Origin of the sequence: Gemmobacter sp. LW-1, assembly GCF_001303875.1 — a bacterium.
Taxonomy (GTDB): domain Bacteria; phylum Pseudomonadota; class Alphaproteobacteria; order Rhodobacterales; family Rhodobacteraceae; genus Gemmobacter; species Gemmobacter caeni.
Genome location: NZ_LJSC01000051.1, coordinates 163,281 through 182,081, shown reverse-complemented (window position 1 = coordinate 182,081; position 18,801 = coordinate 163,281). Strand labels below are relative to the sequence as shown.

The following is an 18,801-nucleotide window of genomic DNA, read 5'->3' as shown; positions in this document are numbered from 1 at the left end:
CCGCCACATCCATGCCGCCGCCCCCGGCCCCTGGCCCGCCACGCGCGAGGTGGAAGGCCCGCTGCCGAAAACCCAGATGGGATGGGAAATCCACCCCGAGGGGCTGGAACATTTCCTGACCCGCCTCGCCCGCGATCACGTCGGCAACCTGCCGGTCTATGTCACCGAAAACGGCATGGCACTGGCCGAGCCGCTGGACGATTCCACCCGCACGGCTTTTGTCGCGGCCCATCTGCGCGCCACACAACGCGCCATCGCGGCGGGTGCCAATGTGCAGGGGTTCTTCTACTGGTCGATGCTGGACAATTACGAATGGGCCGAAGGCTATGAAAAGCGTTTCGGCCTCGTGCATGTTGATTTCGAGACCTTGGCAAGGACCCCGAAAGCATCTTATCACGCGCTCGCACAGGCATTGGCACACAACTGATGCCCCTACGGTTGCTCTGGCCCGGCATCCGCTTATGCAACGGAGGAAAGCATGAGTGACCCCTTCTCGCTGGTAGCCGACATCGGTGGCACCAATACCCGCGTGGCCCTTGCGGATGGCAAGACCATCCGGCCTGACAGCATCCGCCGCTTCCGCAACGCCGAGTTTCCGGGGCTGGAAACCATCCTGCGTCGCTATCTGGATGATGCGGGCGTGAAAGATTGCGCAGGCACCTGCATCGCGGCGGCAGGTCCGGTGCAGCATGGCATCGCGACGATGACCAACCTGAGCTGGACCATAGACGGCGCGGCGCTGACGCGTGCCACCGGCGCGGAACGCGTCGCGATCCTGAACGATCTTCAGGCGCAGGGCCATGCCCTTGGCCATATCGCCGAGGACAAGCTGGCCCGCATCATCGACGGCCCGGTGCAGTCAGAGGATGCGAAACTGGTGGTCGGTGCAGGCACCGGCTTCAACGCAGCGCCGGTGCATGACGCGCGCGGGGTGCGCATCGTCGCCGCCTCAGAATGCGGCCATATCAACATGCCCATTCGCACCGAGGCCGATCTGCGGCTCGCCCGTTTCGTGGAAACCGCTCACGGCTTTCCGGGGGTGGAGGATGTGCTGGCCGGTCGCGGGCTGGAGCGGCTTTACGCCTTCGTGCGCAGCGAAGCCGGTCATCCGGGCGAAAAATCCGCTGCCGAAATCATGGGGGCCCTCGCCGAAGGTGACCCGGAGGCCGAGGCTGCCGGGCGCCTTTACGTTCGCCTGCTGGGGGCCGAGATCGGCAATCTGGCACTGGTGCATCTGCCCTTCGGCGGCATTTTCCTGATCGGCGGTGTCGCCCGTGCCTTCCAGCCCTATCTGGAGCGGTTCGGTTTCACCGAAGCCTTCCGCGACAAGGGGCGTTTCGCGGGCTTCATGGCCAATTTCACCGTTTCGGTGATCGAGGATGATTATGCCGCACTGACCGGATGCGCCGTCTACCTCGATAACCTCTGAAAATGCAGAAAAGCCCGCCGGTTGGCGGGCTTTTCTTGTTTTCGTTATGAAGATCAGGCCGCAGCGACGGCGCGCCTGGTCAGCACCTTGCACAGATGCGCGCGATAGGCGCCGGTGCCATGCAGGTCGCTGATCATGTTGTCGCCCGACAGGCTCAGCCCCTCCAGCGCCTCGGGCGCGAAATTCGCGCTCAGCGCCTCTTCCGCCTCGGTCCAGCGGAACACGCCGTCATTCGACGCCCCGGTGATCGCCACCCGCACGCCATCGGCGTATTTGGCGACAAACACGCCTGTGAGGGCAAAGCGCGAGGCCGGCTGGTTGAACTTCACATAGGCCGCCTTCTGCGGGATCGGCAGACGGACGGCGGTGATGATCTCCCCCTCTTCCAGCGCGGTGGCGAACATGCCCTGAAAGTAATCGTCCGCCGCAATCTCGCGCCGGTCGGTGACAATGGTTGCCCCCGAGGCAAGCGCCGCCGACGGATAGCAGGCCGACGGATCATTGTTGGCAAGGCTGCCACCAATGGTGCCCCGGTTACGCACCGCCGGGTCACCGATGTTCCCGGCCAGCGCCGCGAGTGCCGGATACTGCGCCGCCGCCTCGGCCGCCACCACCGCATGCGGCGTGGCCCCGCCGATCACCAGCGCACCGCCTTCCGCCTTGACGCCCTTCATCTCGGCGATGCCGGTAAGACTGACCAGCATGTCGGGCTGGTTCAGGCGCTGTTTCAGCGTCGGGATCAGGGTCTGGCCACCGGAGAGCGGTTGGGCACCCTCCTCGGCCAGTGCCTTCACCGCCTCTGCGATGCTGGAGGGTTTGACGAATTCGAAGTTGTACATCCTGACCTCCTCAGCCGTTCAGCGCCGACCAGACACGGGCGGGCGAAACGGGCATGTCGATATGGGTGATGTCGGTGCGACCGGCACGATGGAAGGCGTCGATCACCGCATTGACCACGGCGGGGGGCGAGCCGATGGCCCCGGCCTCGCCGCAGCCCTTCACCCCCAGCGGGTTGTGGGTGCAGGGCGTGACGCAGCTGTGATCCACCTTGAAGAACGGCACATCCTCGGCGCGCGGCATGGCGTAATCCATGAAGGACCCCGACAGAAGCTGGCCGTTTTCATCGAAGACGCAGTTTTCCATCAGCGCCTGGCCAATGCCCTGCGCCAACCCGCCCTGCACCTGGCCTTCAACGATCATCGGGTTGACGATATTGCCGAAATCGTCCGCCGCGCTGAAGGCCACGATCTCCACCTTGCCGGTTTCGGGATCGACCTCGACCTCGCAACCATAGCCGCCCGAGGGGTAGGTGAAGTTGGACGGGTCGTAGAAGGCGGTTTCCTCCAGCCCCGGCTCCATGCTTTCCAGCGGGTAGTTATGCGGCACATAGGCGGCCAGCGTCACCCCCGACCAGTCCACCGATTTATCGGTGCCCGCGACCGAGAACTTGCCGTCCTTCAGCTCGATGTCTGCTTCAGACGCTTCCAGAAGATGCGCCGCGATCTTCTTGGCTTTGTTGATGATCTTGTTCGTCGCCTTGACGATAGCCGACCCGCCGACCGCAAGGCTGCGCGACCCGTAGGTGCCCATGCCCATCGGCGTGTTCGAGGTATCGCCATGCACGATCTCGATCTGGCCTGCGTCAATGCCGATCATCTCGGCCACCACTTGTGCGAAGCTGGTCTCATGCCCCTGACCGTGGCTGTGTGAGCCGGTAAAGACCGACAGCGAGCCGGTGGCATTCACCCGGACCGTGGCGCTTTCGTAAAGCCCCGCGCGGGCGCCAAGCTGCCCCACGAGGTTCGAGGGCGCGATGCCGCAGGCTTCGATATAGTGCGCTACGCCAAAGCCGCGCCACTTGCCCCGCGCCTTCGCCTCGGCTGCGCGCGCCTCGAAGCCCGCGTAATCCGAGATTTCCAGCAGCTTATCCATCGTGGCGTGATAGTTGCCGGTATCGTAGACCACGGCGACCGGGGTCTGATAGGGGAACTGGTCGGGCTTGATGAAGTTCTGGCGACGCAGCTCTACAGGGCTGACGCCCAGCTCACGCGCGGCCTTGTCAACCAGGCGTTCCAGCTGGAAGGTCGCCTCGGGCCGACCCGCGCCGCGATAGGCGTCGACCGGCACGGTATTGGTGAACACCGCCTTCACGTTCACATAGATCAGCGGCGTGCGATAGTTGCCCGCCATCAGCGTGCCGTGCAGCCAGGTCGGGATCGACGGTGCGAAGGTCGAGAGGTAAGCCCCCATATTCGCGTAGGTTTCCGTCCGCAGCGCGGTAAAGTTGTTGTCCTTGTCCAGCGCCAGTTCGATCTTGGTCACGTGGTCACGCCCCTGCGCGTCGGAAATGAAGGCCTCCGAGCGGGTCGATGTCCATTTCACCGGCCGGTTCAAGGTCTTGGCGGCGAAAGTAACGAAAGCCTCTTCGGCATAGTGATAGATCTTCGACCCGAAACCACCGCCGACATCCGGCGCCACCACACGCAGTTTGTGTTCAGGGATACCCAGCACGAAGGCGCCCATCAGCAGGCGGATGACATGTGGGTTCTGCGAGGTGGTATAAAGCGTGTGCATGCCACCGGCGCTGTCGAAATCGCCGACGGCGACACGCGGTTCCATCGGGTTGGCGACCAGACGGTTGTTCACCAGTTCCAGCGTGGTGACATGGGCCGCGTTCTTGAACGCCTCTTCCACCGCAGCCTTGTTCTCTTCGACAAAACCCCAGTCATAACAGAGGTTTGAGCCGATCTCTTCATGCACCTTCGGTGCATCGGCGGCAATCGCAGCCTTCATGTCCAGCACCGGGGTCAGTTGGGTGATATCCACCTCAACCGCCTCTGCCGCGTCGCGCGCCTGTTCCAGCGTCTCGGCGACCACAACGGCGATCGGATCGCCGACATGGCGCACCTTGCCCTCGGCCAGAACCGGGTGCTTGGGCTCCAGCATCGGCTTGCCGAAACGGTCGGTCACCTGCCAGCCACAAGGAATGCCGCCCACACCCGCGAAATCGGCGGCGGTGAATACCTTCAGCACACCGGGCATCGCCTCGGCTGCCGCCACATCCACCTTGTTCAGCGTGCCATGCGCCACATCCGAGCGCACAAACCAGGCATGGGCCTGGCCGCGGATATTGATGTCGTCCGTATAGCGGCCCTTTCCGGTCAGGAACCGCACATCCTCGCGCCGCTTGGTGCTGGCGCCGATGCCACCGTCTTTCGGCATGAATACCTCCCTTATAGCGATACGTCAGAAACGCACCGCAAATCCCTGTTCCTGAAGCTTATTCCGCTGCAATCTGCCCGACATCCTGCCCCGAGGCCGCCAGCACCGCCTTGACGATGTTGTGGTAGCCCGTGCAGCGGCAGATATTGCCTTCAAGATGGTGCCGCACCTCTGCTTCGGTCGGTTTGGGGTTGTCGGCCAGCAGGGCCGCCGCGCTCATAACCATGCCAGGGGTGCAGAAGCCGCATTGCAGGCCGTGGTGATCCTGAAACGCCTGCTGGATCGTCGACAGCGATCCGTCGGCATTTGCCATGCCCTCGATGGTCCTGACTTCGGCGCCCGCCACATCCTGCGCGAAGGTGGTGCAGCTTTTCACCGCCTTGCCGTCGATATGCACGACACAGGCACCGCATTGCGAGGTATCGCAGCCGACATGGGTGCCGGTCATCCCCAGCCCCTCGCGCAAAAAGGTGGAAAGGAGCGTGCGCCCTTCCACCTCGCCGGAAACGGACTTGCCGTTCACCGTCATCGAGACTTTCGCCATTTCTTCCTCCCTGGCTTTATTGCGTGCTGGGTTGCGGTTCTCAGCTGATCAGCTTCTTGAACCAGCCCTTTTTCTGTTCCGGCGCGGCCTCGTCGGCGGCGGCTTCGGCCTCGGGTTCTGCCGGGCCTTCGACGGCCTGCTGGAACCGTTCGAAGAATTCATCGGCCATCTTCTTGGCAAAGCCGTCGATGATGCGGCTGCCAAGCTGCGCCAGCTTGCCCCCGACATTGGCCTCGACCTCATAGCTCAGGCGCGTGCCCTCGGGGATCGGCTCGAACCGGACCCTGGCGCCGCCCTTGGCAAAGCCCGCAGCACCGCCCTTGCCCTCGCCCGTGATGGTCAGGCTTTCGCCTTCCACAATGTCAGAAATGGTCACGACGCCCGTGAATTTCGCCTTCACCGGGCCGACCTTCTGCACCACCACGGCCTCATAGCCATCCGCGACGCTGCCGGTCACGCTTTCGCAGCCCGGCACCGCAGCACGCAGCATCTCCGGGTCCAGAATGGCGTCCCATACCGTTTTCGGATCGGCCTTGATGTCGCGCTGGTCTGTGAGTTGCATGGAAATCCCCCTCGTTCTGACCTACGCTAACAGCAATCCGGCGCAGGCCGCTATCAAACCATAGTCGTAAGTCTCACATCCCCGTGGGGAGTCGGGCAAGCCAGGATTCCAGCGCGCGCGGGTCCAGCGGTTTCAGGAACAGTTCTGCCCCCAGATCGAGGCAGGCGCGGCGGATGCCGGTTTCGCGGCCCGCCGTGATCAGGCTGACCGGCAGATGCGGGTGCCGTGCGCGGATCTCGCGCAGGAAATCAAGGCCCGAGCGGCCCTCGCCAAGCTGCTGGTCCACGATGAACACGTCGGGCAGGATACCGATTTCCTCGATCAGCGCCTCGGCCTCTTCGGCATTGGCGGCGTCCAGCACCGTCATGCCCCATTTTTCCAGCATCAGGCCAAGGGCACGGCGCAGGTCAGGTTCGTTCTCGATCAGAAAGACAATGCGATCCGGCGTGGGCCGCGCGGCAGGTTCGATGCGTGGCGGGGCGGGCAGTGCCTCCACTCCCGGTTCGGCACGGGCAAGCTGCACCATGAAGCAACTGCCACGCCCCGGCTCGGATTGCAGGCCAAGCGGATGGCCAAGCGCCGCGCAGGCGCGTTCGACGATGGCAAGGCCCAGCCCCATGCCTTCAGAGGCAGAGGCCGGGGCATCCAGCCGGTGAAACTCGCGGAAGATGGCGTCCTGATCTTCCTCCGCGATGCCGGGGCCGGTATCGCGCACCTCCAGCCGGATCAGCCCGCCCTGCCGCCGCACGCCCACCAGAACCCGGCCCTGCATCGTATAGCGCACAGCGTTGCCGATCAGGTTTTGCAGGATGCGCCGCAGATAGGCCGGGTCCGACACCACAACGGCCGAACTGGGCATCACGGTCAGCCGCAGCCCCTTGGCGGCGGCGATGGCGGCAAATTCCTCGCGCAGCGGATCGAGCACCCGGTTCAGCGTCAGCGCGCGCGGCGTCACCGCCAGACGGCCACTTTCCAGCTTGGAAATATCCAGCAGCGCACCAAGGATGCCTTCTACCTGCACCAGCGCGTTCTGGGCCTTGGTCACGGCCTCCTCCGCCGCCGGGTCCAGTTCCTCCGCCGGGATCGAGCCGATGAACAGCTTGGCTGCCGACAAGGGTTGCAGCAGGTCATGGCTGGCTGCCGCGACGAAACGCGCGCGGCTGGCATTGGCGCGTTCGGCATCGGCCAGCGCATCGGCCAGTTCCAGCGTGCGTTCGGTCACGCGCGCCTCCAGCGTTTCATTCACCGCAGCCAGCGCCGCCCGCGCCGCGCGTTCGGCGGTGATGTCGGTGAAGCTGAGCACGAAGCCGCCATCCGGCATTTCCTGCGCATCGGCCTGAAGGATGAACGGCCCGCGCCGCAGCTCGAAGCTCAGCGTCTGGCGTTGCTTCGCAGACGCCCAGGAGCGCAGCACCTCGGCGGTCATGCCATCGCCAAAGCTCGCCTCGGCACCAAAGCGTTCCATCAGCGTATCGAAGGTGACACCCGGGCGAAAGCGCGTCACGGGAATCGCCAGCAGATCACCCAGTCGCGCGTTCCAGCCCACCAGCCGGGTCGCGCTGTCGAAAATGCAGACCCCCTGGCTGATGTGATCCAGCGTGGCGCGGATGATGCGGGCCTGATCGTCCAGCATCTTGCCGCGTTCCTCGCGCTCCAGCCGGATGATATCGGTCACATCGGTTTGCAGGATCACGGTGCCGCCATTGGCGGTCCGGTGCTCTGACACCTGCAACCAGCGGTCCCAGATCAGGCGCACATTGAAGATGACATGCCGGTCCTGATGCCGCCGGCGCCGGCGCACCGCCCAGTCCTGCGGCGTTTCGCCTGCGGGCAGCGCCATGAAGCGCGAGCGGCTGACAAGGTCGATATAATCGTCAAAGGCAAGACCGGGGCGCAGATGGTCACGCAGGTCGAGCATCTGCATGCAGAAGCGCGAGTTGCACATGACCAGCACCTCGTCGGGGCCGAACAGGGCAAAGCCTTCCTGCACCGTCTCGATGGCATCGGCGAGGTTTCGGCGTGCGGCTTCGGCCTCGTGATTGGCGTCGGCCAGCCGGGCGTTCGACTGGTTCAAAAGGTCCAGCGCGCGTTCCAGATCACGGGTACGCGCGCGAACCTGATCTTCCAGCAGGGCCGCACGCTGGAACTGGGCATAGGCGGCACCGCTGTCATCGGTCACCTGCTCGACCCGGCGCATCAGCACCTCGGCAATGGTCATCAGCTTTTCTCGCTGACGTTCCGGCGGATCGGCGGGGTTCAGCAGGCTGGCGGCCCGCGGCGTCCGGTCAGGCATCGCGTCTCAGACCCCCGGCGGGTAGATGGCGACGCCGGTCATGGTCTGGTTCACATGCATGGAATTGAGCTGCTCGCCATAGGTGGAAAAACCGACCACCCGATGATCGCGCAGAATGGCGGACAATGCACCGGATTTCTGTTTCTCCATCGCCTCCATCCGGCGCAGGATGCAATCGCAGGCCAGAATGGCCGCTGGCGCGCTGCCGATGGCAAGCGCATCCAGCTCGCGCTGAAGGTGGGTCACCATGTCCTGCGGCTCGGCCAGCGTCAGCACGAGCCCCTCGTCGATGGCGGAAAAGAACACCAGATCGCCGTCAGGCGCGACGCGCTGGATGGCGCGCACATGATGCCGCCCGCCGATCCGCACCACTACCGGATGGGCGGCGAAGGTGAACGTATCCAGCTGGCCCGGATCTTTCCCCAAAAGCCGCGCATATTCCCGTGCCGCCGGTTCGGCATTGATGCAGCGCACGGTGCGGTTCGCAGGATTGGCTTCGGTCACCACCATGCGGGTTTCGGTCGGCACCAGATGATCCAGGTTGAACACCTTCACCCGGCAGCGTGACCGCACCATGGCAAGCACCGCCGCATTGCGCAGCGCGCGGCCCTCGTGGATCACGAATGTCTCGCGGAAGCGCGTGCCGTCGGCAGCCGATCCGCCAAACAGCGGCACCGGCCCAAGGCCCGAGGCCAGCGCGGCGGTCAGTTCATCTTCGCGGGTGGACAGGCCGTCGACCATGAGAAAGGCAAATTCATGTTCCCAGGTCGGTGCGCGTTCCGCCAACCCGTGCCGGCTGCGGATCAGCCGCCCGATCAGCGCGTCACGTTCGATGGTGGCCAGATCGGGAATCAGCAGGATGTCAGTGGCGAAGTATTCGGCATGAAGCCCGAAGGCCACGATACTGCCTTCCGCATAGCCGTCCGCCGAAATCTCGCCCGCCGTGGTGCAGCCGATCACCGGCGCGTCAAAGGCGTTTTCGGCCAGCAGTGCCGCCAGATCGGCCTCGGGCGAGATGAACAGGAAGATGCAGGCGAACGGTCCCACCCCCAGATCTGCCGCCAGACGCGCAGCGGCGCCGGGCGTTTCCGCAGGCACCTGCGCCGTCGCCACCAGCCCCTCGCCGATCCCCCCCAGCACCGGCGCCTCAGCCGTTTTCCGGCATGATGGCGCTGAAGCTCGCCTCGCCCGCGATCAGTACGGCCTGCGTGCGGCTTTGCACCCCCAGCTTGCGCATGATGGCAGTCACATGCGCCTTCACCGTGGTTTCGGCAATCGACAAATCATAGGCGATCTGCTTGTTCAGCCGCCCTTCGCAGATCAGTTGGAGGATCTTTGCCTGCTGCCGGGTCAGCAGCGCCAGCCGCGCCAGCGCCTGTTCGCGCGATGTCACCGGCCCGTCCTCGTCATCGGGGGGCACATAACCTTCGGGCTGATAGATACCGCCTGCCCGCACCGCCTCGAACGCGGCGCGAAATACCTCGCGCCTTGCGTGTTTCGGCACGAAACCCGCCGCCCCCGCCTGAAACACCGCCGCGATGACCCGGTTATCGGCAAGGCTTGACACCACCAGCACGGGCGCCGAGCCCGCCGCAGCCTTCAGCCGGATCAGCCCGTCAAGGCCGGTCACATCCGGCAGGTTCAGATCCAGCACGACGATATCGGGCATCGGCGACAGTTCCAGCCGCGCCAGCGCCGTTTCCAGCCGGTCCACCGTTTCGACCTGCGCCACCCCTGCCACGGCGCGCAATGTGATCGACAGCGCGTCGCAGAACAAAGGATGATCGTCGATGATCAGCGCCGTATTCACCACACGTTCCGCCATGGCATGACCTCCGTTCCTGCGATCAGTTTACCCCGGCGCGGGCGGGTGGCAAGCAAGCCGAAAGTCGTGGTTTCAACCAAACTTCCGGCCTGTCCGACCTCAGGTCACCACATCCGGTTCGGTCCGTCCGGTATACGCGGCGATCTTCGCCAGCGCATGTGCCGCACGGATCACCGGGGCCAGCGCCTCTTGCGGATCACGGTCCAGCCCCTCCGGCCCCGGAGTATAGCGTTCCAGATAGACCCGAAGCGTCGCGCCTTCCGTCCCGGTGCCGGAAAGCCGCATCACGATGCGCGAACCATCGGTGAACAGGATGCGCACGCCCTGCTTCTGGCTGACCGAGCCATCGACCGGATCGGTATAGGCAAAATCGTCGGCACCCGCGATCTCCATGCCTTCCACGCTTTGCCCCTTCAGGCCCGCGAGGCTGGCCCGCAACTCAGCCATCATCGCATCGGCCTTGTCGGTGGCAATCGCCTCGAAATCGTGGCGGGAGTAATAGTTACGGCCGAATCTTGCGAAATGTTCGGCCATGATCGTGGCGACCGATTGCTGGCGCACGGCCAGAATGTTCAGCCACAGCAGCACCGCCCAAAGCCCGTCCTTTTCGCGCACATGGTCTGACCCGGTGCCAAAGCTTTCCTCGCCGCAAAGCGTGGCGCGGCCCGCATCCAGCAGATTGCCAAAGAACTTCCACCCCGTCGGGGTCTCGTATTTGCCGATCCCCAGCGCATCGGCAACCAGATCGGCGGCGGCCGAGGTCGGCATCGAGCGCGCAACGCCCGCAAGCCCGCGCGCATAGCCGGGCGCCAGATGGGCATTGGCCGCCAGCACCGCCAGACTGTCCGAGGGCGAAACATAGACGCCGCGCCCGACCACCATGTTGCGGTCGCCATCGCCATCCGAGGCCGCGCCGAAGTCGGGGGCATCCGGCCCCATCATCTCGGCCATCAGTTCATGCGCCCAGGTCGGGTTCGGGTCCGGGTGCATGCCGCCGAAATCCGGCAAGGGCGTGCCATGCGTCACCGTGCCCCTGGCCGCACCGAGGCGGTTTTCCAGAATTTCCGCAGCATAGGGGCCGGTTACAGCGCACATCGCATCAAAGCGCATGCGGAAGCCGCCCGCAAACATCGCCCGGATCGCCGGGAAATCGAACAGGGTTTCCATCAGCGCGGCATAGTCGGTCACGCTGTCAACCACTTCGACCGCCATGCCATCCACCGAGGTGGCCCCGATGCGGCCAAGGTCGATATCCGCCGCGTCGGAGATGCGGTATTCGGTGATCTCGGTCGTGCGCCGGAACATGGCCTCCGTCACCGCCTCGGGCGCCGGGCCGCCGTTGGCCATGTTGAACTTGACCCCGAAATCCTCCTCGGGACCGCCGGGGTTATGGCTCGCCGACATGATGATGCCGCCATCGGTTTTATTGAGCCGGATCAAATGGCTGGCCGCCGGAGTTGACAGAACGGCATTCTGACCGACGATCACATTCGCCGCCCCGTTGGCCGCTGCCATCTTCAGGATGGTCTGCGCCGCGCGGTCGTTGAAATACCGCCCGTCACCGCCCAGAACAAAGGTCTTGCCCGCCGCGCCGCCAATGGCGTCGAAAATGGATTGCACAAAGTTTTCAAGATAATGTGCCCCCATGAACACCGGGGTTTTCTTGCGCAGGCCCGAGGTGCCCGGCTTCTGCCCGGCGATGGGCTGGGTGGCGATGGTCAATACGGTCATTCTGATCCTCGATCGAAGTCTGCCGAAAAGACAAGCACGGAATGCGCCGGAACCTCAAGCCCCGGCACGGCGGGTTCCCGCCCGGCATCGGGACGGGTGGTATCCAGTTCCAGCCGCCAGCCCGGCGCGGTATCGGGCAGCGTCAGCTTCACCGCAGACCCGGTATTGAACACGGCGAAAATCGCCTCACGGTCGGTCAGATCGCCTTCGGCTGCACGGCGCAATTCGACGCAAAGACAACGGAAGGCCGGGTCGTGCCAGTCCTCGGGCCGGGGCGTGGCGCCATCGGCGCGGCGCCAGATCACATCAGGCAGCCCGTCCACCGCGCGCGGCAACCCATGGAGAAAGCGCCGCTGCCGCAACACGCGATGATCCTGCCGCAGCGCGATCAGCCGCGCGACGAAGGCGGCCAGCCCGTCATCCGCCCGCGCCCAATCCACCCAGCCGATCTCGTTATCCTGCGCATAGGCGTTGTTGTTGCCCTGCTGGCTGTTGCCGATCTCGTCCCCCGCCAGCAGCATGGGCACGCCCTGCGACAGCATCAGTGTCGCCAGCAGGTTGCGTTTGCGCAGATCCCGCGCGGCGCGGATCGCCGGGTCGTCGCTTGGTCCCTCCACTCCCATGTTCGAGGAATGGTTGTCGTCATGGCCGTCGCGGTTGTCCTCGCCATTGGCGAAGTTGCGCTTGACGGTGAAGCTGACCAGATCCTCCAGCGTGAAACCGTCATGCGCGGTCACGAAATTGACCGAGGCGCAGGCGGTGCGCCCGGCCTTGTCAAACAGTTCCGCACTGCCCAGAAGCCGCCGCGCCAGATCGGGCACCACGCCCGCATCGCCGCGCCAGAGCCTCCGGATGCCATCGCGGAACCGGTCATTCCATTCGCTGAACGGATGCGGGTAATTGCCAAGCTGATAGCCGCCGGGGCCGATGTCCCACGGCTCTGCGATCAGCTTCACGCGGGCCAGCACCGGGTCTTGCCGGATCGCATCGAAGAAGCCGCCGTTCGGATCAAACCCATGCGGCTCGCGCCCCAGTACCGAGGCCAGATCGAAGCGAAAACCATCGACATGCATGACCTCGACCCAGTAGCGCAGACTGTCCATCACCATGCGCAGCACCATCGGATGCGACAGGTTCAGCGTATTGCCGGTGCCGGTGTCATTGACATAGAAGCGCCCGCCATCGCGCAGGCGGTAGTAGCTGCGGTTGTCCAACCCGCGGAACGACAGTGTCGGCCCCAGTTCGTCACCTTCACCGGAATGGTTGTAGACCACGTCGAGGATCACCTCGATCCCCGCCGCGTGGAAGCGGCGCACCATGGTCTGAAACTCCCAGACCTCACCCTTGGTCATATAACGCGGTTCGGGGGCGAAGAAGCCGATGCTCTGATAGCCCCAGTAATTGCGCAGCCCTTTCGCCACCAGAAAGCGGTCATCCAGAAAGGCATGGACGGGCAGCAGTTCGATGGCGGTGACGCCCAGCTTCACCAGATGCTCCAGCACCGCATCCGAGGCGAGGCCAAGGAAACTGCCGCGCAGCGCCTTTTCAACCCCCTTGTGCAGCGCGGTCAGCCCCTTCACATGCGCCTCGTAGATCACTGTCTCGTGCCAGGGACGGCGCGGCGCACGATCCGGTCCCCAGTTGAATGACGGGTCCACCACCACCGATTTCGGCACGGCAAAAGCACTGTCGCGAGGGTCAAAGGACAGATCGGCGCGCGGGCTGCCAACCTTGTAACCCATCAGCGCATCCGACCATTTCAGCCGCCCCGAAAGCTGCCGCGCATAAGGGTCCAGCAGCAGCTTGCTCGGGTTGAAGCGATGGCCGCCTTCAGGGGCGTAAGGCCCGTGCACGCGAAAGCCGTAATGCGTGCCCGGGGTCAACCCGCCGATATGGATATGCCAGATGTCGCCATCCCGGTCGCGCAGCGGTATACGGCACAGCTCACGCCGGCCATCGGGCGAAAACAGGCACAGCTCCACCCGTTCGGCATGGGCTGAGAAGAGCGCGAAATTCACCCCCTCACCATCGAAATTCGCCCCCAGGGGCCAGGGGCGCCCGGGGGTCAGCGTATGCCCGGACAGCCGGTCGGGAAGGCCGTGCGCCGCGATCATGGCCGCAGGATACCGTCATACAGCCGGGCATAGGCCGCGGCCGAGGCCGCCCACCCGACCGGCTGCGCCATGGCGCGGCGGCGGATCTGCGCCCAGAGTTTCACATCGGCATGAAGCGCCGCCAACTGCCGCAGCGCGCCCGCGAAGGCGGTGGCATCGGTCGGGTGGAAGATGATGCCGGTCGCCGTTCCCGCCGCCAGCGCCGCCGGATTCGCCGTAATCACCGTATCGGCCAGCCCGCCCACCGCCGCGACCACCGGAATGGTGCCATAGCGCAACCCGTACATCTGCGTCAGCCCGCAGGGCTCAAACCGCGAGGGCACCAGCACCGCATCGCCGCCCGCGAACATCCGGTGGCTCAGCGCCTCGTCGTAGCCGATCCGCACGCCGACCCTGCCGGGGAAGCGCGCTGCCAGATCCAGCATCGCCGCTTCCAGCGCCGGGTCACCGGAGCCGAGCATCACCAGCCCACCGCCCGCTGCGATGAATTCAGGCAGCACCTCGGGCAGCAGGTCCATCCCCTTCTGGTCGGTCAGGCGGCTGACCACGATGGCCAGCGGCCCCGGCACCTCCTCCAGCCCGAATTCGGTGCAAAGCGCGGCGCGGTTCGCGACCTTGCCCTTGATCCGGGTGGCGGTATAGGGCACCGCCTCGGCCTCGGGCGACCAGACGCTTTCGTCCACGCCGTTCAGGATGCCTTGCACCTCTGCCGCGCGCGCCGCCACGATGCCTTGCAGCCCCATGCCGAATTCGGGGCGCATCAGCTCCTCTGCATAGCGGGGCGAGACCGTGGTGATGCGATCCGCCGTCACCATCCCGGCCTTGAGGCTGGACAGCCCGCCGTAATACTCCAGCGAGGCGGCGTGGAACTCATGCGCGGGCAGCCGCAGCGTGGACAGCATCGAAGCCTCGGCCCAGCCCTGGAAGGCGATGTTGTGAATGGTCATCACCGTCGCCACATCGCGCGGGCCTCCGAAGGCAAGATAGGCGGGGGCGAAGCCCGCCTGCCAGTCATGTGCATGCAGCACCTGCGGGCGCCAGCCATCGACCAAACCATGCCGCGCGATTTCTGCCGCGACCCAGCTCAGCGCGGCAAAGCGCTGGGGATTGTCCGGCCAGTCCGCACCGCCGCTGTTATAGGGGCCGCCTTCGCGGTCATAAAGATGCGGCGCGTCCAGAAGCAGCACCGCAATCCCGTCGACCTCGCCCGCCTTCACCACGCCACGCCCGCCGAACAGATCGTCCCGCGCGAAAACCTCGGGCCAATCGGCACAAAGCGGGCGCAGGGCGCGATAGGCGGGCAGAACCACCCGCATCTCCCATCCCTGCCCGGCCAGCGCCCCCGGCAGCGCCCCCACCACATCAGCCAGCCCGCCGGTCTTGACCAGCGGCACGCATTCCGACGCCACAGACAGCACCCGCTTCATCGTCATCCCCGGCCCCTCATTTTCTGTCCACAAATATCCTGGGGGGTCGCAGATCGTGCACCATCGGTTCAAGACCGATCGGCGACGGGCAAAGCCCCCGGGTCTTTGAAGTCAGGTCACGCCCCCCATTTGGCGTGTTGCCCCTACAGCTTCACCCGCGACCAGCGGTCGATCATGTCCTGCGTGATCAGCACCACGCCGCCTTCGCTGCGCCGGAACCATTTCGCATCTTCCTCCGGGTCTTTGCCGATCACCAGACCCTCGGGGATTTTCACGCCGCGGTCGATGACGCAATGGCTCAGTTCCGCACGGCGCCCCACATCCACCTGCGGCAGCGCGACCACATGGTCAAGCGAGGCCCAGCTATGGGTGCGGCAGCCGGTGAACAGCAGGGAATTGCGCACCTCCGACCCCGAGACGATACAATCGCCCGAGACGAGCGAGGACACTGCATAGCCGCGCCGCCCGCCATCCTCGTCATGGATGAACTTCGCAGGGGGCACCAGCTCGGCATAGGTCCAGATCGGCCAGGAATTGTCGTACAGGTCCAGCTTCGGCACGAAATCCGTGAGGTCGATATTGGCCTGCCAGAAGGCGTCGATAGTGCCGACATCGCGCCAGTAGGGTTCATCCTCCAGCCCCGTCGTCACGCAGCTTTCGCTGAAGCGATGGGCCATGGCCTTGCCGTTCTTCACGATGTCGGGGATCAGGTCATTGCCGAAATCGTGGCTGGAGTTCGGGTCTTCGGCATCGCGCAGCAGCAGGTCGCGCAGGAAGTCCCAGTTGAAGACGTAAATCCCCATCGAGGCAAGGCTGTGCGCCGGATCACCCGGAATGGTCGGCGGGTTCTTCGGCTTTTCCAGAAAATCGGTAATGCGCCCGTCGCCGTCCACATGCATCACGCCAAAGGCCGTCGCCTCGGCCTTCGGCACGGTGAGGCAGCCGATGGTCACATCGGCGCCGGTCGCCACATGCTGCACCAGCATGATTTCGTAATCCATCTTGTAGATATGATCACCCGCCAAGATGATGACGTATTTCACCCCGTAGCTGTCCACGATGTCGATGTTCTGCGCCACCGCGTCGGCGGTGCCCAGATACCATTTGCTTTCATCGACGCGCTGGCTGGCGGGCAGGATGTCCAGATATTCGTTGCGTTCGGCGCGAAAGAAGTTCCAGCCGCGCTGCATGTGGCGGATCAGGCTGTGCGCCTTGTATTGCGTGGCAATTGCCATCTTGCGCACACCCGAGTTCAGCGCATTCGACAGCGCGAAGTCGATGATCCGGGTCTTGCCGCCGAAATAGACCGCCGGTTTGGCGCGCCGGTCGGTCAGCTCCTTCAGGCGCGAGCCGCGCCCGCCTGCCAGCACGAAGGCCATGGCCTGCGAGGAAAGTCTCTGGTTCGGTCTTGCCTTCATGGTGTCCTCCTCCGGGCCTCCTCGCCCGCACTAATGAATATCTTGCCGCAAAAAGACTGCCGACAGCGGCGGAAGCGTGATTTCGGCGGAATGCGCCTGTCCCTGATGCGGCACGGCTTCGGCGGTCACGCCGCCCATGTTGCCAAGATTGCCGCCACCATAGATTTCGGCATCGGTGTTCAGCGCCTCGGTCCAGGCACCACCTGCGGGCAGCCCGATGCGCAGGCGCCGCTCCACCGGCGTCATGTTCACGGCCACAGCCACCTGCGCCTCGCCCGGCGCGCCCTTGCGCAGCCAGGCATAGGTCGATCCCTCGGCATCATTGGCCTCAAGCCACTGGAATCCCTCGGGGCGGCAGTCGTTCACATGCAGCGCCGGTGTCGCACGATACAGCGTGTTCAGATCGCGGATCAGGCGCTGCATGCCCCGATGCTGCGGCCCCTCGCCCGGGTCATCCAGCAGATGCCAGTCAAGGCTCTGGCTGTAGTTCCATTCCCGCGCCTGCGCGAATTCGCAGCCCATGAACAGCAGCTTCTTGCCGGGGTGCCCCCACATGAAGCCGTAATAGGCGCGCAGGTTTGCGAACTTCTGTTCACCATCACCCGGCATCCGCGCCAGCATGCTGCCCTTGCCATGCACCACCTCGTCATGGCTGATCGGCAGGATATAGTTTTCCGACCACGCATAATGCAGGCCGAAGGTCATCTGGTGGTGGTGGTATTTGCGATAGACCGGATCGCGGCCGATATAGGCCAGCGTATCGTTCATCCAGCCCATGTTCCACTTGAAGCCGAAGCCCAGCCCGCCCCAATCCGCAGGACGCGACACGCCCGGAAAGGCGGTGCTTTCCTCGGCCACCGTCACGATGCCGGGGTATTCGCCGTAAGCCACCGTGTTCATCCGGCGCAGCATGGCGATGGCTTCGTAATTCTCGCGCCCGCCATCCTTGTTGGGCACCCATTGCCCTTCACCCCGCGAATAATCGCGGTACAGCATCGAGGCCACGGCATCCACGCGCAGCCCGTCGATGTGATATTCCTCCAGCCAATACAGCGCATTGGACACGAGGAAATTCTGCACCTCGGTCCGGCCGTAATTGTAGATCAGCGTGTTCCAGTCCTGATGGAAGCCCTCGCGCGGGTCGGCATGTTCGTAAAGCGGCGTGCCGTCGAAACGGCCAAGCCCATGCGGATCGGTCGGGAAATGCCCCGGCACCCAATCGAGGATGACGCCCAGCCCCTTCCTGTGCGCCGCATCCACCAGCGCGCGAAACTCGGCCGGCGTGCCATGGCGGATGGTGGGCGCGAACAGCCCGACCGGCTGATAGCCCCAGCTTCCGTCGAAGGGATATTCCGACACCGGCAGCAATTCGAGATGGGTGAACCCCATGTCGGCAGCGTAATCGACCAGTTGCTCGGCAAGTTCGGTATAGCTGAGCATCCGGTCGCCCGGCGCCCGGCGCCAGCTTCCCAGATGCACCTCGTAGACCGAAATCGGCGCGTCAATGGAATGGCGGCCCTTGCGGTGGTTCATCCAGCCCGCATCGCCCCAGTCCGCCCCGTCAATCCGCCGCACGACCGAAGCATTCTGCGGCGCGTGTTCGCTGCCAAACCCCACCGGATCGGCTTTCAGCGGCAGAACCTGCCCGTCCGGACCGCGGATTTCATATTTGTAGACGGTGCCTTCGCCCAGACCGGGGATGAAAGTCTCCCAAACGCCGGTCGCGCCGCGGCGGCGCATCGGGTGGCGGCGGCCATCCCAAAGGTTGAAGTTCCCCACCACCGAAACCCGCTCGGCATTGGGCGCCCAGACCGCGAAATGCGTGCCCTCCGCGCCCTCATGGTGGATCACATGCGCGCCCAGCACCTGCCAGAGCCGCTTGTGGGTGCCCTCGCCCAGCAGATATTCGTCCATCTCGCCCAGCACAGGGCCAAAGCGAAATGGGTCGTCCCAGTCCCAGCTCGCGCCGCCGCCTTCGGCGCGCAGCCGGTAGTCGGCGGAAGGCACTTCCCCCGCGAACAGCCCCTGCCCCAGCGCCTGCAATTCCAGCGGATCAGGCGTCAGCGCCCAGACCCGCTCCGCCCCCGGCTGGAACACACGCAGCACAAGGCGCTTGCCGTCGTGGTGCGGGCCCAGCACGGCGAAGGGATCGCCATGCCGCCCCTCGACCAGTGCGGTCGCCTCGGTCGCCGCGATCCAGCCGTCTCCTCCCCGAGCCTTGGCCATCGCTTCCTCC

Annotated in this window: 14 protein-coding genes; 2 read left to right on the top strand and 12 right to left on the bottom strand. The window is 64.9% G+C overall.

The annotated features are described in order from the left end of the window. A partial coding sequence (locus tag AO684_RS22380; protein ID WP_235451295.1) for a family 1 glycosylhydrolase occupies positions 1–427 on the top strand: 427 nt, incomplete at its 5' end. 51 nt (positions 428–478) lie between these two features. Then, a complete protein-coding gene (locus AO684_RS14895) occupies positions 479–1,429 on the top strand; it encodes an ROK family protein (RefSeq protein ID WP_054303520.1) in 951 nt (316 codons plus the stop codon). Between the two features lie 53 nt (positions 1,430–1,482). On the opposite strand, the gene AO684_RS14890 is transcribed toward AO684_RS14895, so the two are convergent. From AO684_RS14890 to glgB, 12 genes are all read right to left on the bottom strand, one after another. Further along, complete coding sequence (locus tag AO684_RS14890) at positions 1,483–2,268, bottom strand: xanthine dehydrogenase family protein subunit M (protein WP_054303519.1); 786 nt, start codon at positions 2,266–2,268, stop codon at positions 1,483–1,485. A gap of 10 nt (positions 2,269–2,278) precedes the next feature. Beyond that, complete coding sequence (locus AO684_RS14885; RefSeq protein ID WP_054303518.1) at positions 2,279–4,651, bottom strand: xanthine dehydrogenase family protein molybdopterin-binding subunit; 2,373 nt, start codon at positions 4,649–4,651, stop codon at positions 2,279–2,281. Between the two features lie 58 nt (positions 4,652–4,709). After that, complete coding sequence (locus tag AO684_RS14880; protein WP_054303517.1) at positions 4,710–5,195, bottom strand: (2Fe-2S)-binding protein; 486 nt, start codon at positions 5,193–5,195, stop codon at positions 4,710–4,712. 40 nt (positions 5,196–5,235) lie between these two features. Beyond that, positions 5,236–5,757 (bottom strand): CoxG family protein, encoded by a 522-nt coding sequence (locus tag AO684_RS14875; protein WP_054303516.1) that lies wholly within the window; start codon positions 5,755–5,757, stop codon positions 5,236–5,238. A gap of 73 nt (positions 5,758–5,830) precedes the next feature. After that, complete coding sequence (locus AO684_RS14870) at positions 5,831–8,050, bottom strand: PAS-domain containing protein (protein ID WP_054303515.1); 2,220 nt, start codon at positions 8,048–8,050, stop codon at positions 5,831–5,833. 6 nt (positions 8,051–8,056) lie between these two features. Beyond that, a complete protein-coding gene (locus AO684_RS14865; protein WP_054303514.1) occupies positions 8,057–9,190 on the bottom strand; it encodes an FIST N-terminal domain-containing protein in 1,134 nt (377 codons plus the stop codon). Between the two features lie 7 nt (positions 9,191–9,197). Continuing rightward, positions 9,198–9,875 carry a response regulator transcription factor gene (locus AO684_RS14860; RefSeq protein WP_054303513.1) on the bottom strand — a complete coding sequence of 226 codons (678 nt, stop codon included), beginning with the start codon at positions 9,873–9,875 and terminating at the stop codon, positions 9,198–9,200. 99 nt (positions 9,876–9,974) lie between these two features. Beyond that, positions 9,975–11,606, bottom strand: coding sequence for an alpha-D-glucose phosphate-specific phosphoglucomutase (locus AO684_RS14855; RefSeq protein ID WP_054303512.1), 1,632 nt, complete (start codon positions 11,604–11,606; stop codon positions 9,975–9,977). Further along, positions 11,603–13,720, bottom strand: a complete 2,118-nt coding sequence (glgX, locus tag AO684_RS14850; protein WP_054303511.1) for a glycogen debranching protein GlgX — start codon at positions 13,718–13,720, stop codon at positions 11,603–11,605. Before glgX ends, AO684_RS14855 begins: the two co-directional genes overlap by 4 nt. Continuing rightward, positions 13,717–15,147 (bottom strand): glycogen synthase GlgA, encoded by a 1,431-nt coding sequence (glgA, locus tag AO684_RS14845; RefSeq protein ID WP_054303709.1) that lies wholly within the window; start codon positions 15,145–15,147, stop codon positions 13,717–13,719. The genes glgX and glgA overlap by 4 nt, the downstream gene beginning before the upstream one ends. Positions 15,148–15,290: 143 nt before the next feature. After that, positions 15,291–16,565, bottom strand: coding sequence for a glucose-1-phosphate adenylyltransferase (glgC, locus tag AO684_RS14840; RefSeq protein ID WP_054303510.1), 1,275 nt, complete (start codon positions 16,563–16,565; stop codon positions 15,291–15,293). Positions 16,566–16,595: 30 nt separating this feature from the next. Further along, positions 16,596–18,791, bottom strand: coding sequence for a 1,4-alpha-glucan branching protein GlgB (glgB, locus tag AO684_RS14835; RefSeq protein WP_054303509.1), 2,196 nt, complete (start codon positions 18,789–18,791; stop codon positions 16,596–16,598). Between the last annotated feature and the right edge of the window lie 10 nt (positions 18,792–18,801).

Excerpts from the sequence above, each read along its gene's own strand:
- AO684_RS14895 (WP_054303520.1), top strand. The coding sequence starts at position 479 with ATGAGTGACCCCTTCTCGCTGGTAGCCGACATCGGTGGCACCAATACC.
- AO684_RS14890 (WP_054303519.1), bottom strand. The coding sequence starts at position 2,268 with ATGTACAACTTCGAATTCGTCAAACCCTCCAGCATCGCAGAGGCGGTG.
- AO684_RS14885 (WP_054303518.1), bottom strand. The coding sequence starts at position 4,651 with ATGCCGAAAGACGGTGGCATCGGCGCCAGCACCAAGCGGCGCGAGGAT.
- AO684_RS14880 (WP_054303517.1), bottom strand. The coding sequence starts at position 5,195 with ATGGCGAAAGTCTCGATGACGGTGAACGGCAAGTCCGTTTCCGGCGAG.
- AO684_RS14875 (WP_054303516.1), bottom strand. The coding sequence starts at position 5,757 with ATGCAACTCACAGACCAGCGCGACATCAAGGCCGATCCGAAAACGGTA.
- AO684_RS14870 (WP_054303515.1), bottom strand. The coding sequence starts at position 8,050 with ATGCCTGACCGGACGCCGCGGGCCGCCAGCCTGCTGAACCCCGCCGAT.
- AO684_RS14860 (WP_054303513.1), bottom strand. The coding sequence starts at position 9,875 with ATGGCGGAACGTGTGGTGAATACGGCGCTGATCATCGACGATCATCCT.
- AO684_RS14855 (WP_054303512.1), bottom strand. The coding sequence starts at position 11,606 with ATGACCGTATTGACCATCGCCACCCAGCCCATCGCCGGGCAGAAGCCG.
- glgX (WP_054303511.1), bottom strand. The coding sequence starts at position 13,720 with ATGATCGCGGCGCACGGCCTTCCCGACCGGCTGTCCGGGCATACGCTG.
- glgA (WP_054303709.1), bottom strand. The coding sequence starts at position 15,147 with ATGAAGCGGGTGCTGTCTGTGGCGTCGGAATGCGTGCCGCTGGTCAAG.
- glgC (WP_054303510.1), bottom strand. The coding sequence starts at position 16,565 with ATGAAGGCAAGACCGAACCAGAGACTTTCCTCGCAGGCCATGGCCTTC.
- glgB (WP_054303509.1), bottom strand. The coding sequence starts at position 18,791 with ATGGCCAAGGCTCGGGGAGGAGACGGCTGGATCGCGGCGACCGAGGCG.